The following is a 21,550-nucleotide window of genomic DNA, read 5'->3' on the forward strand; positions in this document are numbered from 1 at the left end:
CTCACGGCGCGGGTGGTCGTCCGTGGGTGTCGACGGCCCGGGGCAGGGCGTGTAGCCGTTGCCGGAGTTCGTCGCCGGCGCGTACGTCCCTGGGCATGCCCAATGCGAGGCGGTCGAGGCGTTCGCGGGTGGTGGCGCGCAGGTGTTGCGCGGGGACACGGTCGAGGAGGTCGTGGGCGCGGGCGGCCGCGTCGCCGGGCGCGGCGCAGGCTTCGGCCAAGGCCAGGACGGCGGTGGCCGCCGCCCACCCCGGGGACGCGTGTGGGGCGGCGGACATCGATGCGCGCGCGTGCCCACTCGCCGTCTCGCCCTGCCCGAGGGCGATATGGGTCTCGGCCGTGTGCAGAAGATGCTCGGCATGGTCGAAGCCGAACCGGCCCGGAGCCTGTGCCGGAGCGGCGTCCAGGGCGTCGTCGGCGTCGGCGACCACGCGCCGGGCGTCCTCGCCGCGGCCCAACGCGGCAAGGGACGGCGCGAGCGCCCAAGACGACAGTTGCGCGCGCCGCAACGCGGTGCCCGCGAGGGCGAGGCCGCGCTCGGCATGGGCGAGCGCGGCCTCGTGACGTCGGTCGGCACGGGCGACCATGGACGCGGCACCGAACGTCCACGCCCGCAGGTCGTCCTCCCCGCAGCGTTCGCCCAGAAGCGCGGCGGCGGTCAGGTGTGCCCGGGCGCCGGTGTGGTCGCCCAGATGGAACGCGACGTTGCCCAACAGCGCCGAGAGTCGGGCCGCGACCAGCCGCAGACCCGTCACCGCGGTGCCTGTCCCACCGCCGGTGGGGTGTTCGAGAACGGGGACCAACATGCCGCGTACGCGGTGAAGTTCACCGAACAGCACCTGCGCGACGGTACCCGAGCCGATCCGAGGGATCCCTCGTTTCGTCCCTTCCGCATGCGCACCGTGTCGTCAACCCCAGCCGATGTTCGGTGGTGCCGTACGCCCTTGCGAGGACCTGCGCGTACTCGGGCCCGGGCCGATCCGGCCCGTGTTCGAAGCGGCACAACTGCTCCGCCGAGAGTCCCGGCACGCGCAGCCCGTCGTCGGCGTAGACACGGGCGACGGTGGCCAGGGTCTGCGCGCGCGTCCAGCCCAGCGCCAGGCGCCACCCCTCCAACGCGGACAGTTCGGGGATGCGTTCCCCGATGGTGTCCGCGATCTCCTCGACCGGCCGGCCTTCGCACTCGCAGCGGGCCCGGATGGTCGCGGCCTCGCGTCGTATCTGTTCACGTCGCGCCCGGGTCGGCCTCGACATCACGCCCCCCGACGGTGCGTCACCGAACGATGACCGCACCGTAACCCGAACCGGCCGCCATCCGGGAGGCATTCATCCCGACCCCACCCCCTATTGACACCCGACCTCAATGCCGCGCTTGTTCACCCGCAATGACCGCCGGCACCGGGCCGACGCACGCTGACACCACGACGCCGCGCCGCCAGGCACGGCTCGCCGACGAAGGGGATCGCCATGAGGATCGTATTCGAACCCGAGCCCGCGACGTCCGAGACAACCGAAGCCGCCCTGATCCCGTTGCTGTTGGACCGGGCCCGCCTCGCCGGGACCGCGATCGAACGTCCCGGCGCGCTGCCACCGCACACCTCGTCCAAGCCGAAGTTCGTGAACGGGCGTTCGAGTACCGCGTCGCCGTCGTGGGGGAGCGCCTGTTCGTCACGGAGATCCACGTCGACGTCCCCTACCTCGACATCCGCACCGCACTCGACGAACACACCACCTACCGGCCCGGAACACTGCGTGCCGCACTCGCGCGCCGCGTAGTGTCCGTCACCCGGAACTTCGGGCTCGTCTTCGCCGCCTGGGACCTCATCGCCACCCGAGACCACCGCGTCCTTGCTCTCGAACTCAACCCGGGAGGCCAGTGGGGCTTCGTCCCCGGCCACCACCACATCACCACCGCCATCGTCGACCACTTGGAGCACAGCATCCGATGACCACCCACCCACCCGCGGGCACGACCCCCGCGGCGTCGCCTGCCGACACCGACGAGACCCGCCGACTGCGCCACGCCATGGTCGACACGATGACCACCGAAGGCATCCGCCCCGACGTGCTGGACGCGTTCCGCGCCGAACCGCGGCACGTGTACGTACCCCGCTTCGTCCGCCGGGTCGAGACCGCCCCGCATACGTGGGAGACCCGCGTCTTCACCTGCGACCACCCCGACTGGACACGCGAGGTCTACACCGACCAGCTCCTGGTCACGGCGACGATGTTCGGCGACGACGGCCCACCGCTGTCGTCCTCCACCGTCCCCTCCCTGATGGCCGCCATGCTCGACGCCCTCGCCGTCGAACCCGGCATGCACGTGGTCGAGATCGGCGCCGGCACCGGCTACAACGCCGGCCTCCTCGCCCGCCTCGCCGGCGACGACAACGTCACCACCGTCGACATCGAACCCGACGTCGCCACCACTGCCCGCCGCGCCCTGACCGCGGCGGGACACCCGAACGTGACCGTCGTCCACACTGACGGCAGCCACCCACCCGCCGCGCCCCGCAGTCTCGACCGCCTCATCGCCACCTGCGGCGTGGACCGCGTCCCACCCGGCTGGCTCGCCGCCGTCAGGCCCGGCGGCCGCCTCGTGCTGCCGCTCGGTACCGGCATCGCCTGCCTGACGGTCGACGAACACGGCCACGCCGAAGGCCCGTTTCTGGCAACACCGGCCTATTTCATGGGCCTACGCACCACTGCGGGCACCAACAACATTCCCTACCCGGGCGACCCGACCGGATCCCGGGAGCCGTGCGCGATGCCGCTCGACGCGTGGCACGACGACGATCTCCGCTTCCCCCTCGGTCTCGCCCTGCCCGCGTCCGACCTCGGCCAACGCGACCTTCCCGACGCGCTGACCCTGTGGACCGGTGACGGCTCCGTCGCCACCATCCACGCCAACGGCACCAGCCGCCAGTCCGGCCCGCGCCGCCTCGCCGACGAACTCGCGAACGTCCGGCGCGACTTCGAGAGCGCCGGCAGACCCGGGCGTGAGCACCACCGGCTCCGGATCGACTCACAAGGACGCCACACGACCTCGTTCACGCCCTCGGCGTAGCCCGCCGATGCGCCGGCCCCGCAGGACAATCACCTCGGTCGGGCCGGTACTCCGTTGTGGTCGAACCGCCCGGGCCGCGTCCGGGAGCGGGCCGAGCGGTCCCTTGGCTGCGGTGCCGTGCCGTGGCGTCGGCCGGTGGCGATTCGCGCACTCGCCCCGCCCGTCTGGCCACTTGAAGGCTGCACGCCATCCGTCGGGAGCAGCGCTGAAGGCGGTGATCCGGGGTTCCGAAGTCATGTCGATCAGGGTCCCAGGCACGCGCCTCGGTGGTACAGGGATTCGCTTCCCTATCGGCCGCCTCCGCCTGCAGCCACGCCAGGACCAGACGCAATGCCCGCGGGGCAAAAGGCGGCGACGCAGAAAAGCCGGCGACGTAGTCGGTGGTGCCTGCGACAGTGATTCGGTGGACATGCGGAAGATCGACGAATGGGATCCGACAGTTGGCGTCGGCGCCCGCCACCACACCGTGCCGCGGTTCCTGATCGAGCCGTTCGCCGATACGCGCGGGCGTGTGTGGGTCCGAGACCGCCGCACGGGCCGGCCTGGGCTGCGCATGCCGGCGGACTTGGCTGTGAAGGACTTCTACACTTTCATCCACGTCGACGGTTACCCCGACGGGCGTATGGAGCAGCTCCTGGCCTCGGTGGAGGCGAGCGGCGCGGCAGCCCTACGGTTCCTGGCCGCCCCCGGGAGGGCCTCTTCCCCCACGGCCCGCCGCGCCGCGGAGGCGGACCTGGGCACACTGGTCGGATTCCCGGTGGTCCGCGGCCAGTACGATCGCCTTCGGCGGGTGGCCCGTCCCCGGCCGGTCTCCAACGTGCGGGGCGGTACGTATCCCAGACGGGTCAGCTCGATGGGGACATGTTCGTAACGTCCCTCCAACCGATACCCCCACCCCGGCCGCTCCCCCTGGGCACGGTCCGGATCCAAGACGGCTTGGTGGCGGGTGCGGCGATCGGGCGCTTCGCGGGCGGTCCGCGTCGGTGTGTCGGCATCGTGGGAGGCGGGAAGGAGCGGAATTCCTTACTGTCGTCTACTCGCCGGGTGGTTCGGCGACGGCCGTGGCCGTCAGGGTGATGGGTCCTGTGTCGGGGATCGGTTGTGGTGGCGAGGTGTCGACGGGCAGTGGTGCGGAGAGTCCTTCCCGCAGTCCGGCCGCGAGGAGTGCCGTGGACGACCGTGTCGTGGGGGAGGTCGAGGCCGAACACGGACTCCGCCATGCGCAGTTCGCAACCCCGCGTCGGGGCGTCGTCGTCGGGTGTCGTGCCGTGCGGGGTGAGGAGTCCGGCGGCGATCATGTGGGGGAGGAGCCGGTCGGGGTCCGTGCCGATGCGGTCCTCGGGAGCGTCTTCCTCGAAGCCGCACACGATCGCGCCGTTCTGGGCGTGGAGCAGGTACGCGACGGGGTTGCAGTCGCTGTATACCAGGACCGCCTCGGTGCCGGTGGAGACCGCGGCCAGGACACCCTCCTCGAATCCGCGGTTTCCGGTGGTTTCCACGGCGTACGCCCACCCGCGCGAGGTGCCGGCCCGGATGGTCTCCACCCCGGTGTCGAAGTACGTCTCGGTGGCGTCGACGAGCCCCATCGGCGCGGCCGTGCCGGGGTCGCAGCCCATCCGGGTCAGCAACTCCAGGGGCTCCAGCCCCCGGGCGAACGTCACGCAGTAGTCCGATCCGAACTCGCGGGCCTCACGCAACCACGCGATACCGTCCCAGGCACTCATGCACACACCGTAGAGCCGGTATCCGACACCCGCCGCGCCCCACACGTGGGGAACATGCCTCGACCCACCCGCGATCCGTGAGGCAGTGTCGGTGCGTTCGAGGTCGTACACGAGCAACGCCCGCAGTCGGGCGACCTTTGCGTAAGACGAGCCAGGGGGCACACGGACGGTGCGGTGGCGGCGGCTTCGAGCATGTGCCCTGTCAGGGGAGGGTTGGGCACGTCGGGGGGCGTTTTGATCCTGCGGGAGCGCCCGGGTGCGGCGCGGCTTGTTCCAGGACCTTGGCCAAGGCCGAGTAGTTAGCGTTTTCGCAGGTCACGCGAGGGGTTCTTCGTCCTCCGCGAGCGGCCCGTCCCGCTCCGGATCGTGCCCCGCGACCCACTCCTCGCTCCACCGCTCCAGAAATGGCCGCCACGCCGTGCGCTCACCCATCGTCCCGGTCCCTCCTCACCGACGGTCCGCCATCACCCACCACAGGGATACGACAACCGCCTTCGCGGGTGTGTCCTCAGATGTCGAAGCACTCCCTGCTCGTACCCCCCGCCGGAATGAAGCACAGTCGTAGTCCGGTCCGGGCCGGGGCGCCGATCATCGGGGTGAAGCGGTAGGCGTCGGTGTCGGTGGTGTGGGTGACGACGAATCGCTGCGGACGGGTGCCGAGGGCAGAGATCTCGATCGTGTCCCCGACCTTCGAGTGCCAGATCCGGCCCCACGCGGCGGCACATACCGAGCTGTAGCGGACCTCCACGCGTGTACCGGTCGCGGTGTGGTGCTGTGCTCCGAGCGAGTCGTCCCGGCCGGGCAGCCCGCAGGACATCTCGTCGGGGTCCCTCCCGTCACACGTATCCGCACGGCATCCGGGAGCGGGGTCCAGTACGGGGGAGCGCAGGATCGGCGGCGGTCCCGCGTCGTGGCTCCGCAGGGCCGTCAGCACCGGGATCGAGGCGATGGTCGCCGCGGCCACGCCGGTGACGACGAGGACGAACAACCACCCGTGCCGAGGCCGTCGTTGCACGCCCGTGTTGCCAGTGGCGACGGTGGGGGCCGATGCGGGCGTGGGCAGTGACGGGGGCGACGGCGCGGGTGCGGGTGGGCCGGCGGGGCGGGCCTGGCGGGCGCGTCCACTCCATTCGGCGTCCGCCAGTTCCCACAGCGCGAGCAGTCGTCCGGTGGGCTCGCCCGCGATCGCGCACAATGCCTCGACGGCGTGGCGGGGTACCGGCGTCTTGCCGTTGAGACAGCGTTCCCACGACGACTTGCTGTACGCGGTGCGTTCGGCCAGCGCGGCCAGGCTCAGGCCCGTACGCGCCCTCAGCTCGCGGAGCCCTTCGGCCAGTGCCGCGCACTCCGGCGCGGGAGCGCTCATCCGCGCAGCACCTGCCAGGTGTGGGGGCCCACGATGCCGTCCGCCGGCAATCCGGCCTCCTTCTGCATGCGCATCACGGCCGCGATGGTCTGTTGCCCGTACACCCCGTCGACGATGCCCGGATCCATCCGGTGATGGTCCAGCAGGCACTGGGCCTCCACCACGTCCCAGCCCGGTCCGGCGAGCTCGACGGTCCGGGTGGCGCTGTATCCGGCGGACAGCCCCCCGTCCACCGCGTCGGCCCTACGAACCTCGCAGGGGTAGGACTTGCCCGGCTGGAAGCGGTAGCGGCCGGGCCCTCCGGCGGTGGTCGGAGGACCGTCGGTCGGGCGCGGGCCCAGGGTCCCCACCCCCGTTGTGTCCCTGCGGCGTCCGTCGTCGTCGCCCCGGGGCTGGCCGATCAGCATGCCGACGCCCACCCCCACGAGCGCGGCGATCACGACGGCGGCGAGGACGACGGGCCGGCGTACGCCCGACGGTCGGGCCGTGCCGGGCGAGTCCTCCGAGGCGGCGGGCTCCTCCGAGGCGCCGGCTCGCTCCGCCGCCGGCGCGCGATCCGGCGCCGGCGCGGAGCCCTCGACCGCACCGGAGTGCCCTGCCGTACCGAAATCCTCGGCCGGACCGGGCCCTTCGGCCGCGGCCCCGCCACGTGCTCCCGGCGCGGCTTCGTCCCGCACGACGGTCGCCGCGGTCGGCGCCGTCGACTGCCGCCAGGCCTCCTCGGCCACCTCGTGCAGCACCAGCAGCCGGACCGGATCCGCGCCCACGATCCGCGCCAGCTCCTCCACCACGTGCCGCGGCGGCAGCGCCCTGCCGTTGAGGCAGCGCTCCCACGACGAGCGGCTGTATCCGGTCCTGGCCGCGAGCGAGACCAGGCTCAGCCCGCTGCGGTCCTTCAAACTCCGTAACTGCACCACGAGTTGCCGAACCCTCCGGTCCAGCGAATCCGGTAATGCCTGCCAACGCGACATGCTCCACCCCGTACGGCGTCAAGGATCCCCAAGGTCTTCACCCTCTTGTTCTCCGGTGGCACACCGTCTGCACACGCTACGGGCCCGGCCGAGACGCCGCGCCGATTCCAGCGCACGACCCCGCATCGGTACGGACGTCCCGGCGCTGCCGCGTTCCGCCGGACGTCCCCGCAGGTCAGCGCCCCGAGCGTCCCACGGTGTTCCAACGGGACGGACTTCGCCGATCCGGCTCCGGAATGGCCGGCAAGCTCGGTGGTGCGAGCCGGACGGCGCGATCCACCACACATCGTCCTCGCATCCCCCGACCGCGTACCCCACGGGGGTGGGCGCGCGGACGCGGCGAGCAGGCGCGGCCCGGTCAACGCCCACCCACACGAAAACGGAGAGACCGATGCGTGTCATCACAAAGACCGTTCTTGGCGCGGATGGCGCTGGCAGGCCTGACGGGCAACGCTCTGCCGGCCGGCTCGACCGCCACCGCCGAGGAGTCCGTCTCCTCGGCCGCGGCGTGCAAGAAGTCCGTCAAGTTCGGGACACGTCCCGAACATGTTTCGAACAGGCCCGGAACTGTTCCCGGCCGGCCCGCTTGCCAGTCTGAGCGACGCCAACGGGTCGGCCCGACCACGGGACCGGACCCATTCGCGCCGAACGGATGGAGAGAACATGGAAGCCTGTCGAAGGATTCTCGCCGGCACGCTCGCCGGAGTCGCGGCCACGGTCGCGCTTGCCTTCGTGGCTCCACCGGCGCAAGCCGAGTCGCAAAGCACTGCGGCGACGACTCGGGTGCAACAGACCGACGGTCGCGTCGGGACCCTTGGCTTTGGCGAATGCGCAGACGTCCTCAGCGCAGCCGGCTACACCGTGTACTACGCGAGGGCGGCTGCCTGTTCCGTGGGAACGGTGGGCACCGTAAGCGCGATCGCGGCACGTGGTGTCGCACTCACATCCACGTTCGTGATGCCGTTCGTCGCCGGAGCGGCCTGCGCCGCAGCAGCCCTTCCGTAGCCCCCGGCTGACCGCCTCGAGACATCTTCCTCGTGGCAACCCTGGAACTCCTGCTCTGCACCCACGACTCCGGATTGGCGCCGGCCGCCGGCGCCCGGCAGCGACACCCTCCTGGCGCGTTCGCGCCATCCATCTCCGGCCGAGAGGACCGATCGTGCGCAATTCGGCATGCACTGACGGGACATGGCAAGTGGCATCCGCCTCACCTCATCCCAGGCTGCGCCCAGGTGTGAGCTGCTATCGGGGGTTCCGGCTCGGCCCGGACCGACTGCACAGGGCCAAGGAAGTGCCCGTAGGTATGGCGGTGGCCCTGGTGATCCCCTTCGACGAGAAACTGCAACTCACCCCGTCGCAGTTACCTTCGGGGCCGGTGGACGCGAACGCCTCGACCTCCCCGATCGGCGGCCCGAAGACCAGCAGGACGGGCGAGGAGGACAATGGCTGCTGGTCCGAAGTGGAGGTGACCTTCGCCCCCTGGGCCGCTCTCACGATCTTCGGTACAACCCTGCAGCAGTTGGCGAACGTGGCCATCGAGCCTCGCGCATTGCTCGGCCCCCGCGCCGACGACCTCACTGAGGCGCTCGCGACCGCGGTGGACTGGAACGAACGCTTCGCTCTGCTCGACGTCGTGCTCACCGAATGGGCCCGGAGTGGCCCTGCGTCCTCGACGCGCGTGGCCTGGGCCTGGCAGGAACTCGCCCATAGGGCCGGCGCCGTTCCCATCCCGGCACTCGCCCGAAGGGTGGGATGGTCGCAGCGACAGCTGGAGAAACGATTTCGGGAACAGATCGGCCTCACTCCCAAAGCCATCGCTCGCGTCTTTCGGCTTCAACGCGCACTCCAACTTCTCGACAGCGGGCTTCCCTCGGCCGAAGTGGCGACGCTGGCGGGCTACCACGATCAGGCCCACTTCGGCCATGACTGCAAGGCGATGACCGGTCATGCTCCAGGTCGCTTTATTGCCTGCCGGGTATCCGGCAGTCCGGGCCCCTGGTCCGCGGACCGCGGCAAGGGGCAGGCCCCAGGCGTGCCGATGCCTGCCTCTGTCCGGACCGCAACCTCCGTCTGACGAGAGTGCGGTTAATTACAAGACGTCACCGGCCAGCTCGCGCGAGTCTCGTGCTGCGGGCGCTTCCGGCCCGGAACGAATCAAGCGAAGGAGTACGGACGTGTTCAAGAAGCTTGAATCGATGGGGGACAGCCTCCTCGAACGATTCGCCCCCAAGGTCGACGCGGCGGCAGCAGTACGCCGGTGCTGGAGCTGGCCGGCCTGCTACCAGTGCCAGAACCAGTGCGGCTACCACGCCTCCTGCACACGCTGCGACAGCGCTCCCAACCTCTACATCTGCGACTGCTGAGCATTCGCCCTCGACGGGGGCAGCGGCGCACGTCAACGCAGGCGTAGGACCAGGGGCACCGGGTTGGGTCTCGGAGCCCCTGGTCCCCCTCTCCCAAGCCGTGGGACGACGACACGGAAGACGACACGGAAGGTGTGCGGTGCACTATCTGGAGCTCGGGATCCGCTCCCTGATCGCAGTGGTGTTCCTTGCCTCGTCCGTCGGCAAGACGGCGGGGAGAGGCGCGTTCGGCGCGTTCGTAGCTTCGCTGCGTGGTCTGGAACTGCTGCCGGCGAAGGCATGCCGACCGGTGGCACTGCTCGTGGTTGTCGCCGAATACGCCGTGTGGTTGCTGCTGTTGCTGGGTTCGACGACGGTCGCTGCGACCGGATTTCTGGTTGCGGCAGGGTTGCTGGTGATGTTCGCGACGGCGATCGCCCTCACGGCCCGTCGGGGCATCCGTCCACCGTGCCGGTGCTTCGGCGCCTCAACGACCCCACTCGGTGCCCGGCACATCGTGCGTAACGTCGTCCTCGCGGCCGTCGCGTGCCTCGGTGCGGTCACCGTACCGGCGACGAATACGTCTTCGGACCCCGGCGCACTTGTGGTGGCCATACTCGCCGGCCTGCTGTTGGGCGCGGTGGTTGCGCTGTTCGACGACATCCTCGAACTGTTCGAGCCCCTCGGCGACGGCCCGGGCGCTGCCCGGAGACGTCCATGACCCAGAAGGAGATTCACGATGCCCTTGTTGATCGCGGCCCTGACGCTCGTGGGTTCGCTGTGCCTGCTCAACCTGATCCTGACGGTAGGAGTGATCAAGCGGCTGCGTGAGCACACGGAGATGCTGGCCAACGTGGGCGGTGCGGGCAACGGCCGGGCCTCGATCACGGTGGGGGAGGAGGTCGGTGATTTCACGGCCTCCACGGTGGACGGTGAACAACTCGCCCGTGACCTCCTGGTCGGTGAGACACTGGTGGCCTTCTTCTCGCCCACCTGTAAGCCCTGCAAGGAGAAGCTGCCGAAGTTCCTGGACTTCGCGGCGACGCTGCCCGGTGGGCGCGACCGGGTGCTGGCAACGGTGGTCGGCGACACTGAAGCGTCCGCCGCGCTCGTCGCCGAGCTCACTCCGGTGGCGCGCGTGATCGTCGAGGAGTACGACGGGGCGCTGAGTGCCGCGTTCCAGGCCAAGGCGTACCCGACCTTGCTCATGGTCGCCCGGGACGGCGCCGGGCGGCTGGTCGTCACAGAGGACGAGGTCCGGCTGGGCCATCTCGCCATCGCATGACCGCCCTCGTGACCGAACAGCAGCCGCAGAAGCGGTCCGGCGCGGGGCGGCAGGCGGTCGCCGCGTTTTCGCTCGCCGTCCGGGCAGCTCCCGGCACACTCGCGCTGTACGCGGCGCTGGCACTGATCGTGGGTCTGCTTCCGGTGGTGGTCGCCTGGCTGACCAAGCTGGTGCTGGACCGCCTTGCCGCAGGTGCCGACGTCGGGGCCCTGACCGGGCTGGGAGTGGGACTCGCCCTGGCCGGACTGGTCACCGCGGTAGCTCCACAGGTGACCCGGTATCTGCGGGCGGGGATCGACCGGGAGGTGGGGATGGTCGCCCAGGACCGGTTGTTCACCGCTGTGGAGGGTTTCGTCGGACTGAGCCGGTTCGAGGACCCGCGTTTCCTCGACCGGCTGCGGTTGGCCCAGCAATCCGGCGGGACGGCCCCCACTCTGGTGGTGGACGGGGTCCTCGGCATGACCCGGGCGGCCCTCACCGTCACCGGTTTCCTCGGCTCGTTGATTCTGCTCAGCCCGATGATGACCGTGCTGGTGCTCGCCTCGGGAGTGCCGACTCTGCTTGCGGAAATTGCGCTGTCGCGGAGGCGGGCACGGATGTTCTGGGATGTCGGTCCCGTCGAGCGGCGAGAACTCTTCTACGGCCAGTTGCTGTCCAGTGTGGAAGCGGCCAAGGAGGTACGGCTGTTCGGCGCCGGTGCCTTTCTGCGGCACCGCATGCTGACCGAGCGCCGTACGGCCAACGCCGCGAAGCGGGCCATGGACAGGCGCGAGGTCGTCGTCCAGGCCGGGTTGGGAGTACTCGCCGCCCTGGTGTCCGGCGGTGGGCTGCTGTGGGCAGTTGGCGCGGCGCGGACCGGGGCGTTATCCGTGGGAGGCATCACCATGTTCGTGGCAGCGGTCGGCGGAGTGCAGGGCGCGCTCGCCGCACTCGCCGGCGAGGTGGCCCGCTCTCACCAGGCGGTGCTGATGTTCCGACACTACGCGACGGTCACCACGGCCGGTCCGGAGCTGCCGGTGCCCGCCGCACCTCGCGCGCTGCCTGAGCTGCGCGACGCGATCGAGCTGCGTGACGTGTGGTTCCGCTACTCGGAGGAGCATCCCTGGGTGTTGCGCGGCGTCAGCCTGCGCATACCCCACGACCAAGCGGTGGCACTGGTCGGGCTGAATGGCGCCGGTAAGTCCACACTGGTCAAGCTCCTGTGCCGGTTCTATGACCCCACCCGGGGGGCGATTCTGTGGGACGGCGTGGACTTGCGCGACACCGATCCGGTCGAACTGCGGCGGAGGATCGGCGCGGTGTTCCAGGACTACATGGAATACGACCTGACGGCGGCGGACAACATAGCCCTGGGCGGTCTGGGTTCCTCCGACAATCCGGACTCCCTCCCCGACGACCGTGTGCCGATTCAGGCCGCAGCGAAACGGGCGGGCATCCACCACAAGCTCGCAGGCCTGCCCCACGGCTACGACACGCTGCTGTCTCGCATGTTCTTCATGGAATCCGACAAGGACAATCCGGCCACCGGCGTGATGCTGTCGGGCGGCCAATGGCAACGGCTCGCCCTGGCTCGGGCTTTCCTGCGGGACGAGCAGGGCAAACGAGACCTGATGATCCTCGACGAACCCTCCGCCGGACTCGACGCCGAGGCCGAGCACGAGATCCACGCCGAGCTGCGGCGGCACCGCACGGGGCGGACCAGCCTGCTGATCTCGCACCGACTCGGCGCCGTGCGCGAGGCCGACCTTATTGTCGTGCTCTCCGAGGGATGTGTAGCCGAGCGGGGCGACCACGCCGCTCTCATGGCAACCGGTGGGGAGTATGCCCGATTGTTCACGCTTCAGGCAACCGGCTACCAGGACGACTCGGAAGCCGAATCAGTCTTCACTGGAGGAAACCGATGATCCCCGCGCGACCGCGCGACGGGACGCTGCGAGTCGCCGGAGTCACCAGGGTCGCGCTGCTTTGCGGAGCACCGGCAGCGCTTCTGGGGCTGGCGGGCCTGGTCGTCTCGGTACTGCAGGCGCGCAGGCTGGTCGTGGTAACCGTGCGTGGGGCGAGCATGGAACCGGCGTACCGCGATGGTGACCGGGTCCTCGTACGTCGTGACCTGGCCCCATCGCCGGGGCAGGTGATCGTGATGGAACACCCCGGTACCGGGATGGTTCCCGGCTCCGCCTGGTACGGCCCGCCCGTGGGGCGCACTGCACGGGCGCCCGCCATCACAGGGCGGCAGTGGTTGATCAAGCGTGTGGCGGCCGCACCGGGCGACCCCGTACCGCGCGACCGGTTCCCCGCCTTGGCTGGAGTGCTCGAAACCCGGGTCCCCGCCAGCAGTTTGGTCCTGCTGGGCGACAACGAGGAGATCAGCTTCGACTCCCGGCAAGCCGGCTACTTTCCGGCGGAGCGCGTGCTGGGGACGGTGCTTCGCCACCTGTGAGTGTGCGTCGTGGTGGCGGTGGTTGGTCGTCAGTCGAGTGGGGGTGTGGTGTGGGTGTTTGTGTGCTGGTCGGGGTGTGGATGACCGTGATCGTTTCGACTGTCACGGGGGTGACCATCGACTGACGTCGGGTGCTCAACACAAGCGGGTTGTTCTGTCATGGAGTTGCCCATTCCTGTGTCCGGGATCCGGGGGCACCGGTGTGCTTCTCTCATGGCGAGGGATCGGTCTTCGATATCGGTACATCCTGCTGCCGGTTTTTCGGATGCGGCCGTGGTGATGCGGCCGTTGGTGGTGCGGCGTCTGCTGGCCGTGAGCGAGGCCGGTGGTGTCACCCGCGCGCACGTGGCGGTAGCCGCCGAGGCGGTGGGGGTGTCGGAGCGCACGGTGTGGCGCTGGTTGGCGGCAGCGCGCGCCTCGGGCCACGCGGACCCGCCGGGACGTGACCGGTTCACGTTGGACGATGCCCTCTGGGCGTGTCTGGCGGACCTGGGCGGGAACGTGAAGGCCTTGCAACGCTGGATGTGCGCCCGAGCCGACAGGAACACCGAAGGCGAAACCCCCTCGCAGCCGCCCCGGGTCGTGTCGTTGACGACGCTTCATCACGCGGTACGTCGTGATCTCCGCTCGGGACGTGTGCTTCGGATCGCGCGTCCGATCCACGGGTCGGCCGCGGACGGCTACGACCGCGCGTTGACCTGGCCCTGCCGGGAACGGTGGACGAACGGGGCCGGGCCACGCCGCCGATTCCGGCTGTGGAAGCCGTTCGGGGGACCGATCCGAACGCGGGGCCGGCACCCATCGATGATGGTGTGCGGCTGTACGCGCCCGGCGCGCACCTGGTGTCGACACGCCAACTCGGCCAGGTCGCCGAAGCACTCACCCATACCGTCGCCGCCCGCGGGATCGCCTGCGTCTACGGCGACCCCGGCCACGGCAAGATGGTCGTCGTTCACCAAGCGTTGCGTCTGCTGCCCAGGCGGGTCCCGGTTCATCGCGCGCAGGTGGCGGTCAAACCCGCGCTGCCCCAGTTGCGCGCCGCGTTGCTCACGGCGTTCGGCTTGCCGGCCGCCCACTTGACGAACCGCACCGACGCGGCCGACCGCGTGCTCATCGAGGCGCTGAAGGAGCCGGGCGTCCTGGTCGTCGACGACGTCCAGCGTATCGCCGCTCCCGAGCTGGACTATCTGCGCCTGCTGGTCGACGCATCCACCACCCGGACGTCGTTGGTGTTGTGTGGAGCCGGCGCCGAGCGCACCCTCGCCCGGGCTCCCGCGCTGGCTTCCCGCGTCTTGACCCGGCAACAGGTGCCGCGTCTGGACGCGTCTCAAGTCCCGGGCGTGCTGCGCCTGTTCCACCCGCTGTGGGATGCCGTGGCCGACGAGGATGTGGCCCATGCGGACCAGACGTGCGCGCGGGGGAACTTCCGTGCCTGGGCGAAGATCACGTCCCACCTGTATCCCGTTCGTCACCGCGACTCGGGCAAGAACGTGGACCGCGCCCTCCTGGCCTGGGCCTGCTCCCGCCCGGGCCTGCCCTTGTGACGACATACCGCCCCCCGTACGGCCAACCGCGATCGAAGGACGAACCGTGGGCCCGGACGACACGCACCGGCAGGCCGACGAGACCCGTCTCGTCCCTGTCGCCTCACCGGAACTCGACGCCATTTCGCGGACGGCATTGCGGGCGCCGGCCGTGAGAAGCCTCCTGGGCTTGCGTTCCCGGCGTGAACTCACCACCGGTCACGTCCGTACGACGGCGCAATGTCTGGGAGTGTCGGAGCGCACGGTGTGGCGATGGCTGGCCGATGCCACCACCACGCCCGCGCACCCGGGTGCCCGCGGCGACGACCGGTTCGAGATCACCCCGGACATCCGGGTGTTGCTGGCGTACTGGCGCGGCAACGCCTCTGCGGTCCACCGTGAGCTCGTCACCCGCGCCCGTACGGGCGCCAGGCCGGGCGGCGCGCTGCTCCCGGGCGGCGCGCCGCAGGCCGCCGCGCCGTTGCTGGATCCGGTGCCGTCGTTGTCGACGTTCCTGCGCGCACTGCGCCGGGATCTGACGGCGGGGGAGCGGGTCGGCTACCGCAAGGGTCCCGAAGCCGCCCGCGCGTTGGACGTGTTCGCCAAGCGTCCCCGGACCTGGCGCAACCACACCTGGGAAGCCGACCACGTCCAGGCCCCGCTGCGTGTGGACGCCGACGGCGACCTCGTCCACCCGTATGTCACGTGGTTCATCGATTGCGCGACCAAGGCGATCACCGGCGTCACCGTCACCCCCGGCTACCCGACGCGGGCCTCGGTCCTGGCCGCGTTGCGCTCCGCGATCGTGCGCACCGACCCCTACGGCCCGTTCGGCGGGCTGCCCGAGCACGTGCGGTTCGACCGCGGCAGGGACTTCCTCTCCCGCACCGTGACCACCGCGCTCACCGCCCTGGACGCCGACATCACCGTCCTGCCGCCCTACAGCCCCCACCTGAAGGGCGGCATCGAGAACCTCACCCACTGCGTGGAGACGATGCTGTTCGCCGCACTGCCCGGCCACACCCCCAAACAACCCCGCCGACGACCCGACCGCACACCCACAGGCCCCGCGCAGTCCTTCCGCGACTTCACCGCCGAACTCCCGGCCTGGGCGACGTGGTGGAACACCGAGCACCGCCCCGCCGCCCTGAACGGCGCCACCCCACTACAGGCATGGCAGGCCGACCCGACCCCGCTCAACGACATCCCCGCGGCGGACGTATGGTCCTTCACCCTCGAAGACGACGGCCGCACTCGAACGATCACCAGCCACGGTGTGTGCTTCCGCAACCGCGACTACATCGCCGACTGGATGACCGGGCAGGCCGGCCGCGAGGTCAGGGTGCGGTTCACGCCCCACCACACCCACGAGATCGAGGTCTGCACCCTCCACGGCCGCCGCCTGGGCACCGCACACCTCGCCGACCAGGCCACCGACGAACAACGCACCGCACTGCGCCGCGCCCGCGCGGCCCGCGCCCGTCGCCTGCGCGCCGAGGCCAAAGCCGCCGAGCAACTGCGCCGGGACCGCTTCGCCCCCGCCACGACCCCCACCAACCCCCGCCGCCTGGACGCCGTCACCGCCGGCGAGGCCGCCCGGGAACTGGCCCGCCACCACGACGGCGACCTCGCCGAGCTGGCGCTGCCCGACCTGATCCCGCCCGCACCGCCACCGGCCGACTGGGCCACCCCTGACACGCTCAAAGCCCGCACCCGCGACCCGGCACCCACCCCCGCCCGAGAGGACACCCCATGACCCCTCGCCTGCCACCCGCCCCCACCGACCAGTACGTCGCTCTCCCCGACGCACGTCTGGTGGCCACCCGCGCGTTGCTCACCGTGCGGGAGAACCTGGCCGACACGATCGCCGCCCGCGCGATGACGTGCATCCACGGCGGCGCCGGCTTCGGCAAGACCGTGGCGGTCACCAGCTGTCTGCGCGAACTCGAACCCGACCAGGACATCCACCGCATCACCTTCCACGCCCGTCCCACCACCCGCGCGGTGCGCCACGAGCTGTTCACCAGCCTCGGGCTGCCGGGCCGGCCCCCGCGCTACGCCGGCGAGTTCGACCACCTCCTCAAGACCGAACTCGCCGCCCGCCCCCGCACCCTCGTCCTCGACGAGGCACAGTGGCTCTCCAGCGACCAACTGGAATACGTCCGCTACATCTGGGATGACCCGTACACCCGGGTCGCGATCGTCTTCGTGGGAAGAGAAGGCTGCCACCGGACCCTGCGCAAGGAGCCGATGCTGTCCTCCCGGATCTTCATCTGGCAGCGCATCAGCCGTCTCACCCCCGAGGAGGTCCTGGACGTCATCCCGCTCTACCACCCCATCTGGGCCGACGCCGACCGGAACGACATCGCCTACGCCGACCAGCACGCCGCCCACGGCAACTTCCGCAACTGGGCCCGCCTGACCGCCCACGCCCACACAGCCCTCGAACCCACCGGCCGTACCCGCGTCGACCGGGAGGTGCTCCGCTGGGCCTTCAGCCGTCTCGGCTCCACCGGCTCGAAGGCTTCGACTTTCCATGCTCTCGTCGTCATGTACATGTCGTCGGCCTGGCACAGCATGGGGTCGCTGCGTACCCCGGTCGACGTGGTCGAGGCCCTGCACCGCGCGGGCCGAACCGAGGACACGGTCAAGGTGTTGCGCCATCCCGGCATCTCGATGCGGCAGGAACGCCGCAGTCTGCGCAGACAACTGCGCAACCAGGGCCTGGCGCACCTTGCCCACCACCTCTACCGCCGTCCGAAGCGCCACCCCGTGCTCCCCGCGGTGTGGTGCCCACGGCCCGGATACCGCAGGCACACCGAAAGCCCCATGACCGTGGACCAATACGTCGACGAGGGCGGCGGGTTCGCCATGGTCGCCCCCTTGCCCTCGCCGCGCCCTGGCTCGCCGTCATGGTGTTCGGCCTGCCCCCGCTGTGGGCCCTCGCCGCGACCGCGGCGATCGCCGCGCCGCCGCTCCTCCTGTGGGCGTGGTCAGCCGACACCGGGAACCGATCGCACCTGGTGGTACGGCTTCCCCAGCCGGGCCCGCGCGCGCCACCACGACCACGGTGACTACGACTTGTCCACTCGCACCGGTCCGCCGGCGGGATCCTCCGGCAAGGAGATCATGCCGTGGACACCCCCACCGGGCCACGTCGGCCCCCACCCCACAGGCCGACACGAGGACTCCGTGGCGTACCTGATCCGAACCACCGGCAGATTCCGCCTCGTCCCCACCCCCACCGCCCGCCCACGACACAACCGATCCCGCACCGCAACGCCCTCCACATCCACGTCGCAGTAGGCCTCACAACCCGGCCCCGAGCTTCCCCGTCGGAAGGTCGCCAAAGGGCGTTGCCGGCCCCGCAACACCCCGATTGCCACGGCCGGCTCCGGAACTCGAAGCCCCCATCGAGCACGCGAGCCACCACCGTGCGGTCCTCGCGAGCACCGGACGGGCCGGCGATGACCCGAACGCCGCAACGTACGTCCGCATCCCACACCGCCTCGATCACGTTGGGACGTTCGCCGGCGCCGGGTCAGGACAGGTGGCGCGTAAGGGGCACGGCGTTGGGTCGTCCTTTCCCGGGGTTCCGCCGCTGCGCCCGCCGTGTTCCCGCCCGAGTTCCGGCGCCGGACGGTGTGTCGCCCCTGGACGAGTGGGTCGATCGATCGGCCGCCTGGTCTCGCCCGGGCTATGCCGGGCCTGCCGTGAGCATGTCCAGGAATCGGCGCAGGGTGCGCAGGGCGGGGTCGCCGTCGTGGACGTATGCGGGGAGTCGGGGCAGGGGGTTGGACGACGTGGAGCAGGCGGCCGGCGCTCACGTGGGGTCCGGCGTCGCGCAGGGCGTGTTCGACGGCGCTTTGCGTCCGGGTGGTCGCGTGCAGGTGTTGTGCGCAGTGGAGTTCGTCGCGGTGGGGCAGCCATCGGCCGGCTCTGTGGTCCCTGCCCGAGGTGGTGATCTCGCGTTCGAGGAAGGCCCGGGTCCAGTCGTGGGCGACGAGTTCGCCGCTCGCGCGGCCGGGCCGGATGTTCCGGCAACGCGCGCACAGTCGTACCGGCCGGGGTGAACCGTGCACGGGTCGCAGGGTCACGGCCGGTTCGTCGTCGCCGGGGCCTGGTCCTCGCACAGGTGGCAGACCGCAACGACGACGGTCAGGCGCGAGCGGGGCGAATCGGTGGTCACCACGGACCCAACGACACCGCCTGTCGGCGTACACGGGAACGTTTTCAGCCGCGTACGGATGAGCGCGGACAGGTTCTGGTGTGCTGACGGATGTCGCCCGGCCGCGGCTGCAGCTGCAGTGGGCGGTTCGGACCGGACGTACGCGCAGTCGACGGCGGCTCTGCCGGACGTGGAAAAGCCTTCGACCGTCCGCACGCCGATCAGGCACCCTCCCTGGCATGACCACGCCGTCCTTCGTTCCCGGACTGGAACTCTCCCTCCGCTTCTACCTCGAAGCCGTACGGCCCCTCCTGGACGAGGCCGCCCCCGGGATCGCGCACTCCGCCGCCCGCCTCGGCAGCGGTTCGGAAGTCCTCGGGTTCGACACCGACCGCTCCGCCGACCACGAGTGGGGACCCCGCCTGCAGATCCACCTGCACCCGCGGGACGTCGCCCGCCACGGCGCGAGGATCACGGCACTGCTTTCCGAACGCCTGCCGAAGACCTTCCTCGGCTACCCGACGCACTTCGCCGCCACCGGCGACGCGGGCATCCGCGTCATGCAGGCAACCGACGGACCGGTCCACCACCGCGTCGAAGTCACCGACCCGGGCGCCTGGTTCACCGCACAACTGGGCTTCGACCCGCGTACGGACGTCACCCCGGCGGACTGGCTCGCCACCCCCACCCAGCTCCTCGCCGAGGTCACCGCCGGCGCCGTCTTCCACGACGGACTCGGTCAACTGGCACCGGCACGCGCCAACCTCGCCTGGTACCCCCACGACCTCTGGCTCCACCTGCTCGCCTGCCAGTGGCAGCGCATCTCCCAGGAGGAGGCCTTTGTCGGCCGCTGCGGCGAAGTCGGCGACGAACTCGGCTCAGCCGTCGTCGCGGCCCGGCTGGTGCGCGATCTGATGCGGCTCTGCCTGCTCATGGAGCGCCGCTACCCGCCCTACGGCAAGTGGCTCGGCAGCGCCTTCGCCCGCACTCCCCGGGCACCCGCCCTCACCCCGGTCCTCACCGCGGTCCTCGCCGCCACCGACTGGCACACCCGTGAGCACCACTTGGCCCGCGCCTACGAGACCGTCGCGGCCGTACACAACGAGCTCGGCCTCACCGACCCTGTCGACCCCGCCCCACGGCCCTACCACAGCAGGCCGTTTCGGGTTCTGCACGCCGAGCGTTTCACCGCGGCGCTGCGGACCCGCATCACCGACCCGGGGATCGGTTCCCTGCCCACGATCGGCACCGTCGACCAGTTCGTCGACAGCACCGACGTGCTCAGCCGTCCGGAACTGACGCGCGCCGCCACGTGCGCAACGATCCCGCCGCCCGGGAACTCCGTCTCAAGCGGCTAAAGGGAGAAGACGAAGCGGCCCGAGAATCGGGAACGTTGGTCTGTAGGCAGCTGGGGAATCCGAGGCCGTACGCCGACACCGCCGGTCACAAGTCGCGCGCCGGACCCGCACCGCCACGGCGAGAAGCCGGACGCGCCCACTACCACCCGGCCATGCAACCTCCCGCGCACCTCCCGCGCACCTTCGACGCACCTGCCCGCGTGGTGCCGTTCACCGCTGCTGTGCCGGGCCGTCGTCGGTCGCGCCCTACCAGTTGGCCGTGCCACTTCCGTGCCACCTTCGCGCCAGGTGCGTGCACTCTCGATGCATCCTCGGCGGCGAGGCCGCGCGGCATGGCCGGACACCAACCCCGCGCGAGCATCCGGCGGCGCGGCGAGCGCGGGGAGGACACCGCACACCGCCCGATGAAGGTCTTGCGCCGGCGGGGGCAGGTGGTGCCTACTGGAAGTCGTCCGCGTTCGGGGTGTGTTGCCGATCGCGGGTGCGATCCGCCGATGTTCGCCGCATGCGGGTCGCTCCTGGTTCCCTGTGGGGCCGCCGTCGGGTCTTGCCCGAGTCTGCGCCGCGCCCCCGGATTCCCGCCTCCGGCGATGGCTCGCCCACGTCCGGGCGTCGCGGCCAACTGGTACCGGATTCGTTCTCGGACACGCCCCGGCAACTCGGGCGGCAATCCGGTCGGCAACTCGGGCGGACGCTCTCATCGTCCGGGGTTCTCTCCACGTCTGCGCAGGCCAGGGCGCCTGTGTGCAGGCCGGTGATGTCCCGGACTCTTTGTAGAGAAGTGTTCTCTCTCCAATCCTGCGGCGGCCGCGCGGATTGATGTCCACGCCCCGTCGCCACGGTCGATCGTCACCTCTCACGACCTGCTCTGCTGGCTTTCCCGGCCCGGCCCGGTCTGTTCCTCCCATTACCGGTCCCGCCCGCCTCGGGACTTCTCGACCCGCCCCCGCTCGCCGTGCCAGGGCTCGCCGTGCGCTGCTCCGCCCTCCTGCGCCGGCCGGCCGCCGCACCCGGCCGCGCCGCCTTGTTCCCCGTTCCGGAAGAGGAAGGTTCACGATGTCCGCCGACGAAGTCGCGTTGTCCCGTATCCAAAAGCTCAACGTCACGCTGACCGATCGGGATCGTCTGATCCTGAGCACGTTGGCCACCCATCGCATGTTGACCACCCCTCAGATCGCCGAGTTGGCGTTCGACAGCCCGGTCACCGCCCGCCACCGGATGCAGCAACTCGAAGCCATGCAGGCCGTGCACCGGTTCCGCCCCAGGGCGGACCGCGGCTCGTATCCCTCGCACTTCGTCCTGGCCCC

17 protein-coding genes and 3 pseudogenes are annotated in these 21,550 nt (G+C 70.7%); 15 read left to right on the forward strand and 5 right to left on the reverse strand.

Annotated features, from left to right (window positions below; all coding sequences use genetic code 11):
• Nucleotide 1: 1 nt before the first annotated feature.
• Entirely contained in the window at nucleotides 2-805 is an 804-nt protein-coding gene (locus ACIBSV_RS37455; RefSeq protein WP_395871194.1) for a tetratricopeptide repeat protein, read from the reverse strand.
• Between the two features lie 19 nt (nucleotides 806-824).
• Nucleotides 825-1,253 carry a hypothetical protein gene (locus ACIBSV_RS37460; RefSeq protein WP_395871196.1) on the reverse strand — a complete coding sequence of 143 codons (429 nt, stop codon included), beginning with the start codon at nucleotides 1,251-1,253 and terminating at the stop codon, nucleotides 825-827.
• Between the two features lie 395 nt (nucleotides 1,254-1,648).
• On the opposite strand from ACIBSV_RS37460, the gene ACIBSV_RS37465 reads away from it, so the two are divergent.
• From ACIBSV_RS37465 to ACIBSV_RS37475, 3 genes are all read left to right on the forward strand, one after another.
• Nucleotides 1,649-1,948 (forward strand): hypothetical protein, encoded by a 300-nt coding sequence (locus ACIBSV_RS37465; RefSeq protein ID WP_395871198.1) that lies wholly within the window; start codon nucleotides 1,649-1,651, stop codon nucleotides 1,946-1,948.
• Nucleotides 1,945-3,066, forward strand: coding sequence for a methyltransferase domain-containing protein (locus ACIBSV_RS37470; RefSeq protein WP_395871200.1), 1,122 nt, complete (start codon nucleotides 1,945-1,947; stop codon nucleotides 3,064-3,066). Before ACIBSV_RS37465 ends, ACIBSV_RS37470 begins: the two co-directional genes overlap by 4 nt.
• Nucleotides 3,067-3,475: 409 nt before the next feature.
• Nucleotides 3,476-3,937: a DUF4238 domain-containing protein gene (locus ACIBSV_RS37475; RefSeq protein WP_395871288.1), complete on the forward strand. Its 462-nt coding sequence runs from the start codon at nucleotides 3,476-3,478 to the stop codon at nucleotides 3,935-3,937.
• Here ACIBSV_RS37475 and ACIBSV_RS37480 read toward each other — a convergent pair.
• The 3 genes from ACIBSV_RS37480 to ACIBSV_RS37490 form a co-directional block, all read right to left on the reverse strand.
• Nucleotides 3,912-4,790, reverse strand: a complete 879-nt coding sequence (locus ACIBSV_RS37480) for a DUF6461 domain-containing protein (protein ID WP_395871202.1) — start codon at nucleotides 4,788-4,790, stop codon at nucleotides 3,912-3,914. The genes ACIBSV_RS37475 and ACIBSV_RS37480 overlap by 26 nt on opposite strands.
• Nucleotides 4,791-5,298: 508 nt before the next feature.
• Nucleotides 5,299-6,156, reverse strand: coding sequence for a helix-turn-helix domain-containing protein (locus tag ACIBSV_RS37485; RefSeq protein WP_395871204.1), 858 nt, complete (start codon nucleotides 6,154-6,156; stop codon nucleotides 5,299-5,301).
• A complete protein-coding gene (locus tag ACIBSV_RS37490) occupies nucleotides 6,153-7,127 on the reverse strand; it encodes a helix-turn-helix domain-containing protein (protein WP_395871205.1) in 975 nt (324 codons plus the stop codon). The genes ACIBSV_RS37485 and ACIBSV_RS37490 overlap by 4 nt, the downstream gene beginning before the upstream one ends.
• Before the next feature lie 1,303 nt (nucleotides 7,128-8,430).
• Between ACIBSV_RS37490 and ACIBSV_RS37495 the strand changes: the two genes are divergently transcribed.
• The 12 genes and pseudogenes from ACIBSV_RS37495 to ACIBSV_RS37550 form a co-directional block, all read left to right on the forward strand.
• Nucleotides 8,431-9,201: a helix-turn-helix domain-containing protein gene (locus ACIBSV_RS37495; RefSeq protein ID WP_395871207.1), complete on the forward strand. Its 771-nt coding sequence runs from the start codon at nucleotides 8,431-8,433 to the stop codon at nucleotides 9,199-9,201.
• Between the two features lie 100 nt (nucleotides 9,202-9,301).
• Nucleotides 9,302-9,490, forward strand: a complete 189-nt coding sequence (locus ACIBSV_RS37500; RefSeq protein WP_380028313.1) for a hypothetical protein — start codon at nucleotides 9,302-9,304, stop codon at nucleotides 9,488-9,490.
• Between the two features lie 139 nt (nucleotides 9,491-9,629).
• Nucleotides 9,630-10,190 carry a MauE/DoxX family redox-associated membrane protein gene (locus ACIBSV_RS37505; protein WP_395871209.1) on the forward strand — a complete coding sequence of 187 codons (561 nt, stop codon included), beginning with the start codon at nucleotides 9,630-9,632 and terminating at the stop codon, nucleotides 10,188-10,190.
• An 18-nt stretch (nucleotides 10,191-10,208) separates the two neighbouring features.
• Nucleotides 10,209-10,754, forward strand: coding sequence for a TlpA disulfide reductase family protein (locus ACIBSV_RS37510; RefSeq protein ID WP_395871211.1), 546 nt, complete (start codon nucleotides 10,209-10,211; stop codon nucleotides 10,752-10,754).
• Entirely contained in the window at nucleotides 10,751-12,658 is a 1,908-nt protein-coding gene (locus tag ACIBSV_RS37515; protein ID WP_395871213.1) for an ABC transporter ATP-binding protein, read from the forward strand. The genes ACIBSV_RS37510 and ACIBSV_RS37515 overlap by 4 nt, the downstream gene beginning before the upstream one ends.
• Nucleotides 12,655-13,194, forward strand: coding sequence for a S26 family signal peptidase (locus ACIBSV_RS37520; protein ID WP_355546266.1), 540 nt, complete (start codon nucleotides 12,655-12,657; stop codon nucleotides 13,192-13,194). Before ACIBSV_RS37515 ends, ACIBSV_RS37520 begins: the two co-directional genes overlap by 4 nt.
• Before the next feature lie 279 nt (nucleotides 13,195-13,473).
• A pseudogene (locus ACIBSV_RS37525) lies at nucleotides 13,474-13,614 on the forward strand (helix-turn-helix domain-containing protein); the annotation flags it as partial.
• Between the two features lie 392 nt (nucleotides 13,615-14,006).
• On the forward strand, nucleotides 14,007-14,738 hold the full coding sequence (locus ACIBSV_RS37530) for an ATP-binding protein (RefSeq protein ID WP_395871215.1): 732 nt from the start codon (nucleotides 14,007-14,009) through the stop codon (nucleotides 14,736-14,738).
• A gap of 151 nt (nucleotides 14,739-14,889) precedes the next feature.
• A pseudogene (locus tag ACIBSV_RS37535) lies at nucleotides 14,890-16,439 on the forward strand (Mu transposase C-terminal domain-containing protein); the annotation flags it as partial.
• Nucleotides 16,440-16,469: 30 nt separating this feature from the next.
• Nucleotides 16,470-18,023, forward strand: coding sequence for an AAA family ATPase (locus tag ACIBSV_RS37540; protein ID WP_395871290.1), 1,554 nt, complete (start codon nucleotides 16,470-16,472; stop codon nucleotides 18,021-18,023).
• A gap of 1,101 nt (nucleotides 18,024-19,124) precedes the next feature.
• On the forward strand, nucleotides 19,125-20,243 hold the full coding sequence (locus ACIBSV_RS37545; protein ID WP_395871217.1) for a DUF4037 domain-containing protein: 1,119 nt from the start codon (nucleotides 19,125-19,127) through the stop codon (nucleotides 20,241-20,243).
• Nucleotides 20,244-21,398: 1,155 nt separating this feature from the next.
• A pseudogene (locus ACIBSV_RS37550) lies at nucleotides 21,399-21,509 on the forward strand (replication-relaxation family protein); the annotation flags it as partial.
• Between the last annotated feature and the right edge of the window lie 41 nt (nucleotides 21,510-21,550).

Origin of the sequence: Embleya sp. NPDC050154, from assembly GCF_044460165.1 — a bacterium.
Taxonomy (GTDB): domain Bacteria; phylum Actinomycetota; class Actinomycetes; order Streptomycetales; family Streptomycetaceae; genus Embleya.

Coding starts and splice junctions, on each gene's coding strand:
- ACIBSV_RS37495 (WP_395871207.1), top strand. CDS start 8,431: ATGGCGGTGGCCCTGGTGATCCCCTTCGACGAGAAACTGCAACTCACC.
- ACIBSV_RS37540 (WP_395871290.1), top strand. CDS start 16,470: ATGACCCCTCGCCTGCCACCCGCCCCCACCGACCAGTACGTCGCTCTC.
- ACIBSV_RS37470 (WP_395871200.1), top strand. CDS start 1,945: ATGACCACCCACCCACCCGCGGGCACGACCCCCGCGGCGTCGCCTGCC.
- ACIBSV_RS37485 (WP_395871204.1), bottom strand. CDS start 6,156: ATGAGCGCTCCCGCGCCGGAGTGCGCGGCACTGGCCGAAGGGCTCCGC.
- ACIBSV_RS37510 (WP_395871211.1), top strand. CDS start 10,209: ATGCCCTTGTTGATCGCGGCCCTGACGCTCGTGGGTTCGCTGTGCCTG.
- ACIBSV_RS37520 (WP_355546266.1), top strand. CDS start 12,655: ATGATCCCCGCGCGACCGCGCGACGGGACGCTGCGAGTCGCCGGAGTC.
- ACIBSV_RS37545 (WP_395871217.1), top strand. CDS start 19,125: ATGACCACGCCGTCCTTCGTTCCCGGACTGGAACTCTCCCTCCGCTTC.
- ACIBSV_RS37460 (WP_395871196.1), bottom strand. CDS start 1,253: ATGTCGAGGCCGACCCGGGCGCGACGTGAACAGATACGACGCGAGGCC.
- ACIBSV_RS37475 (WP_395871288.1), top strand. CDS start 3,476: ATGCGGAAGATCGACGAATGGGATCCGACAGTTGGCGTCGGCGCCCGC.
- ACIBSV_RS37490 (WP_395871205.1), bottom strand. CDS start 7,127: ATGTCGCGTTGGCAGGCATTACCGGATTCGCTGGACCGGAGGGTTCGG.
- ACIBSV_RS37515 (WP_395871213.1), top strand. CDS start 10,751: ATGACCGCCCTCGTGACCGAACAGCAGCCGCAGAAGCGGTCCGGCGCG.
- ACIBSV_RS37455 (WP_395871194.1), bottom strand. CDS start 805: ATGTTGGTCCCCGTTCTCGAACACCCCACCGGCGGTGGGACAGGCACC.
- ACIBSV_RS37480 (WP_395871202.1), bottom strand. CDS start 4,790: ATGAGTGCCTGGGACGGTATCGCGTGGTTGCGTGAGGCCCGCGAGTTC.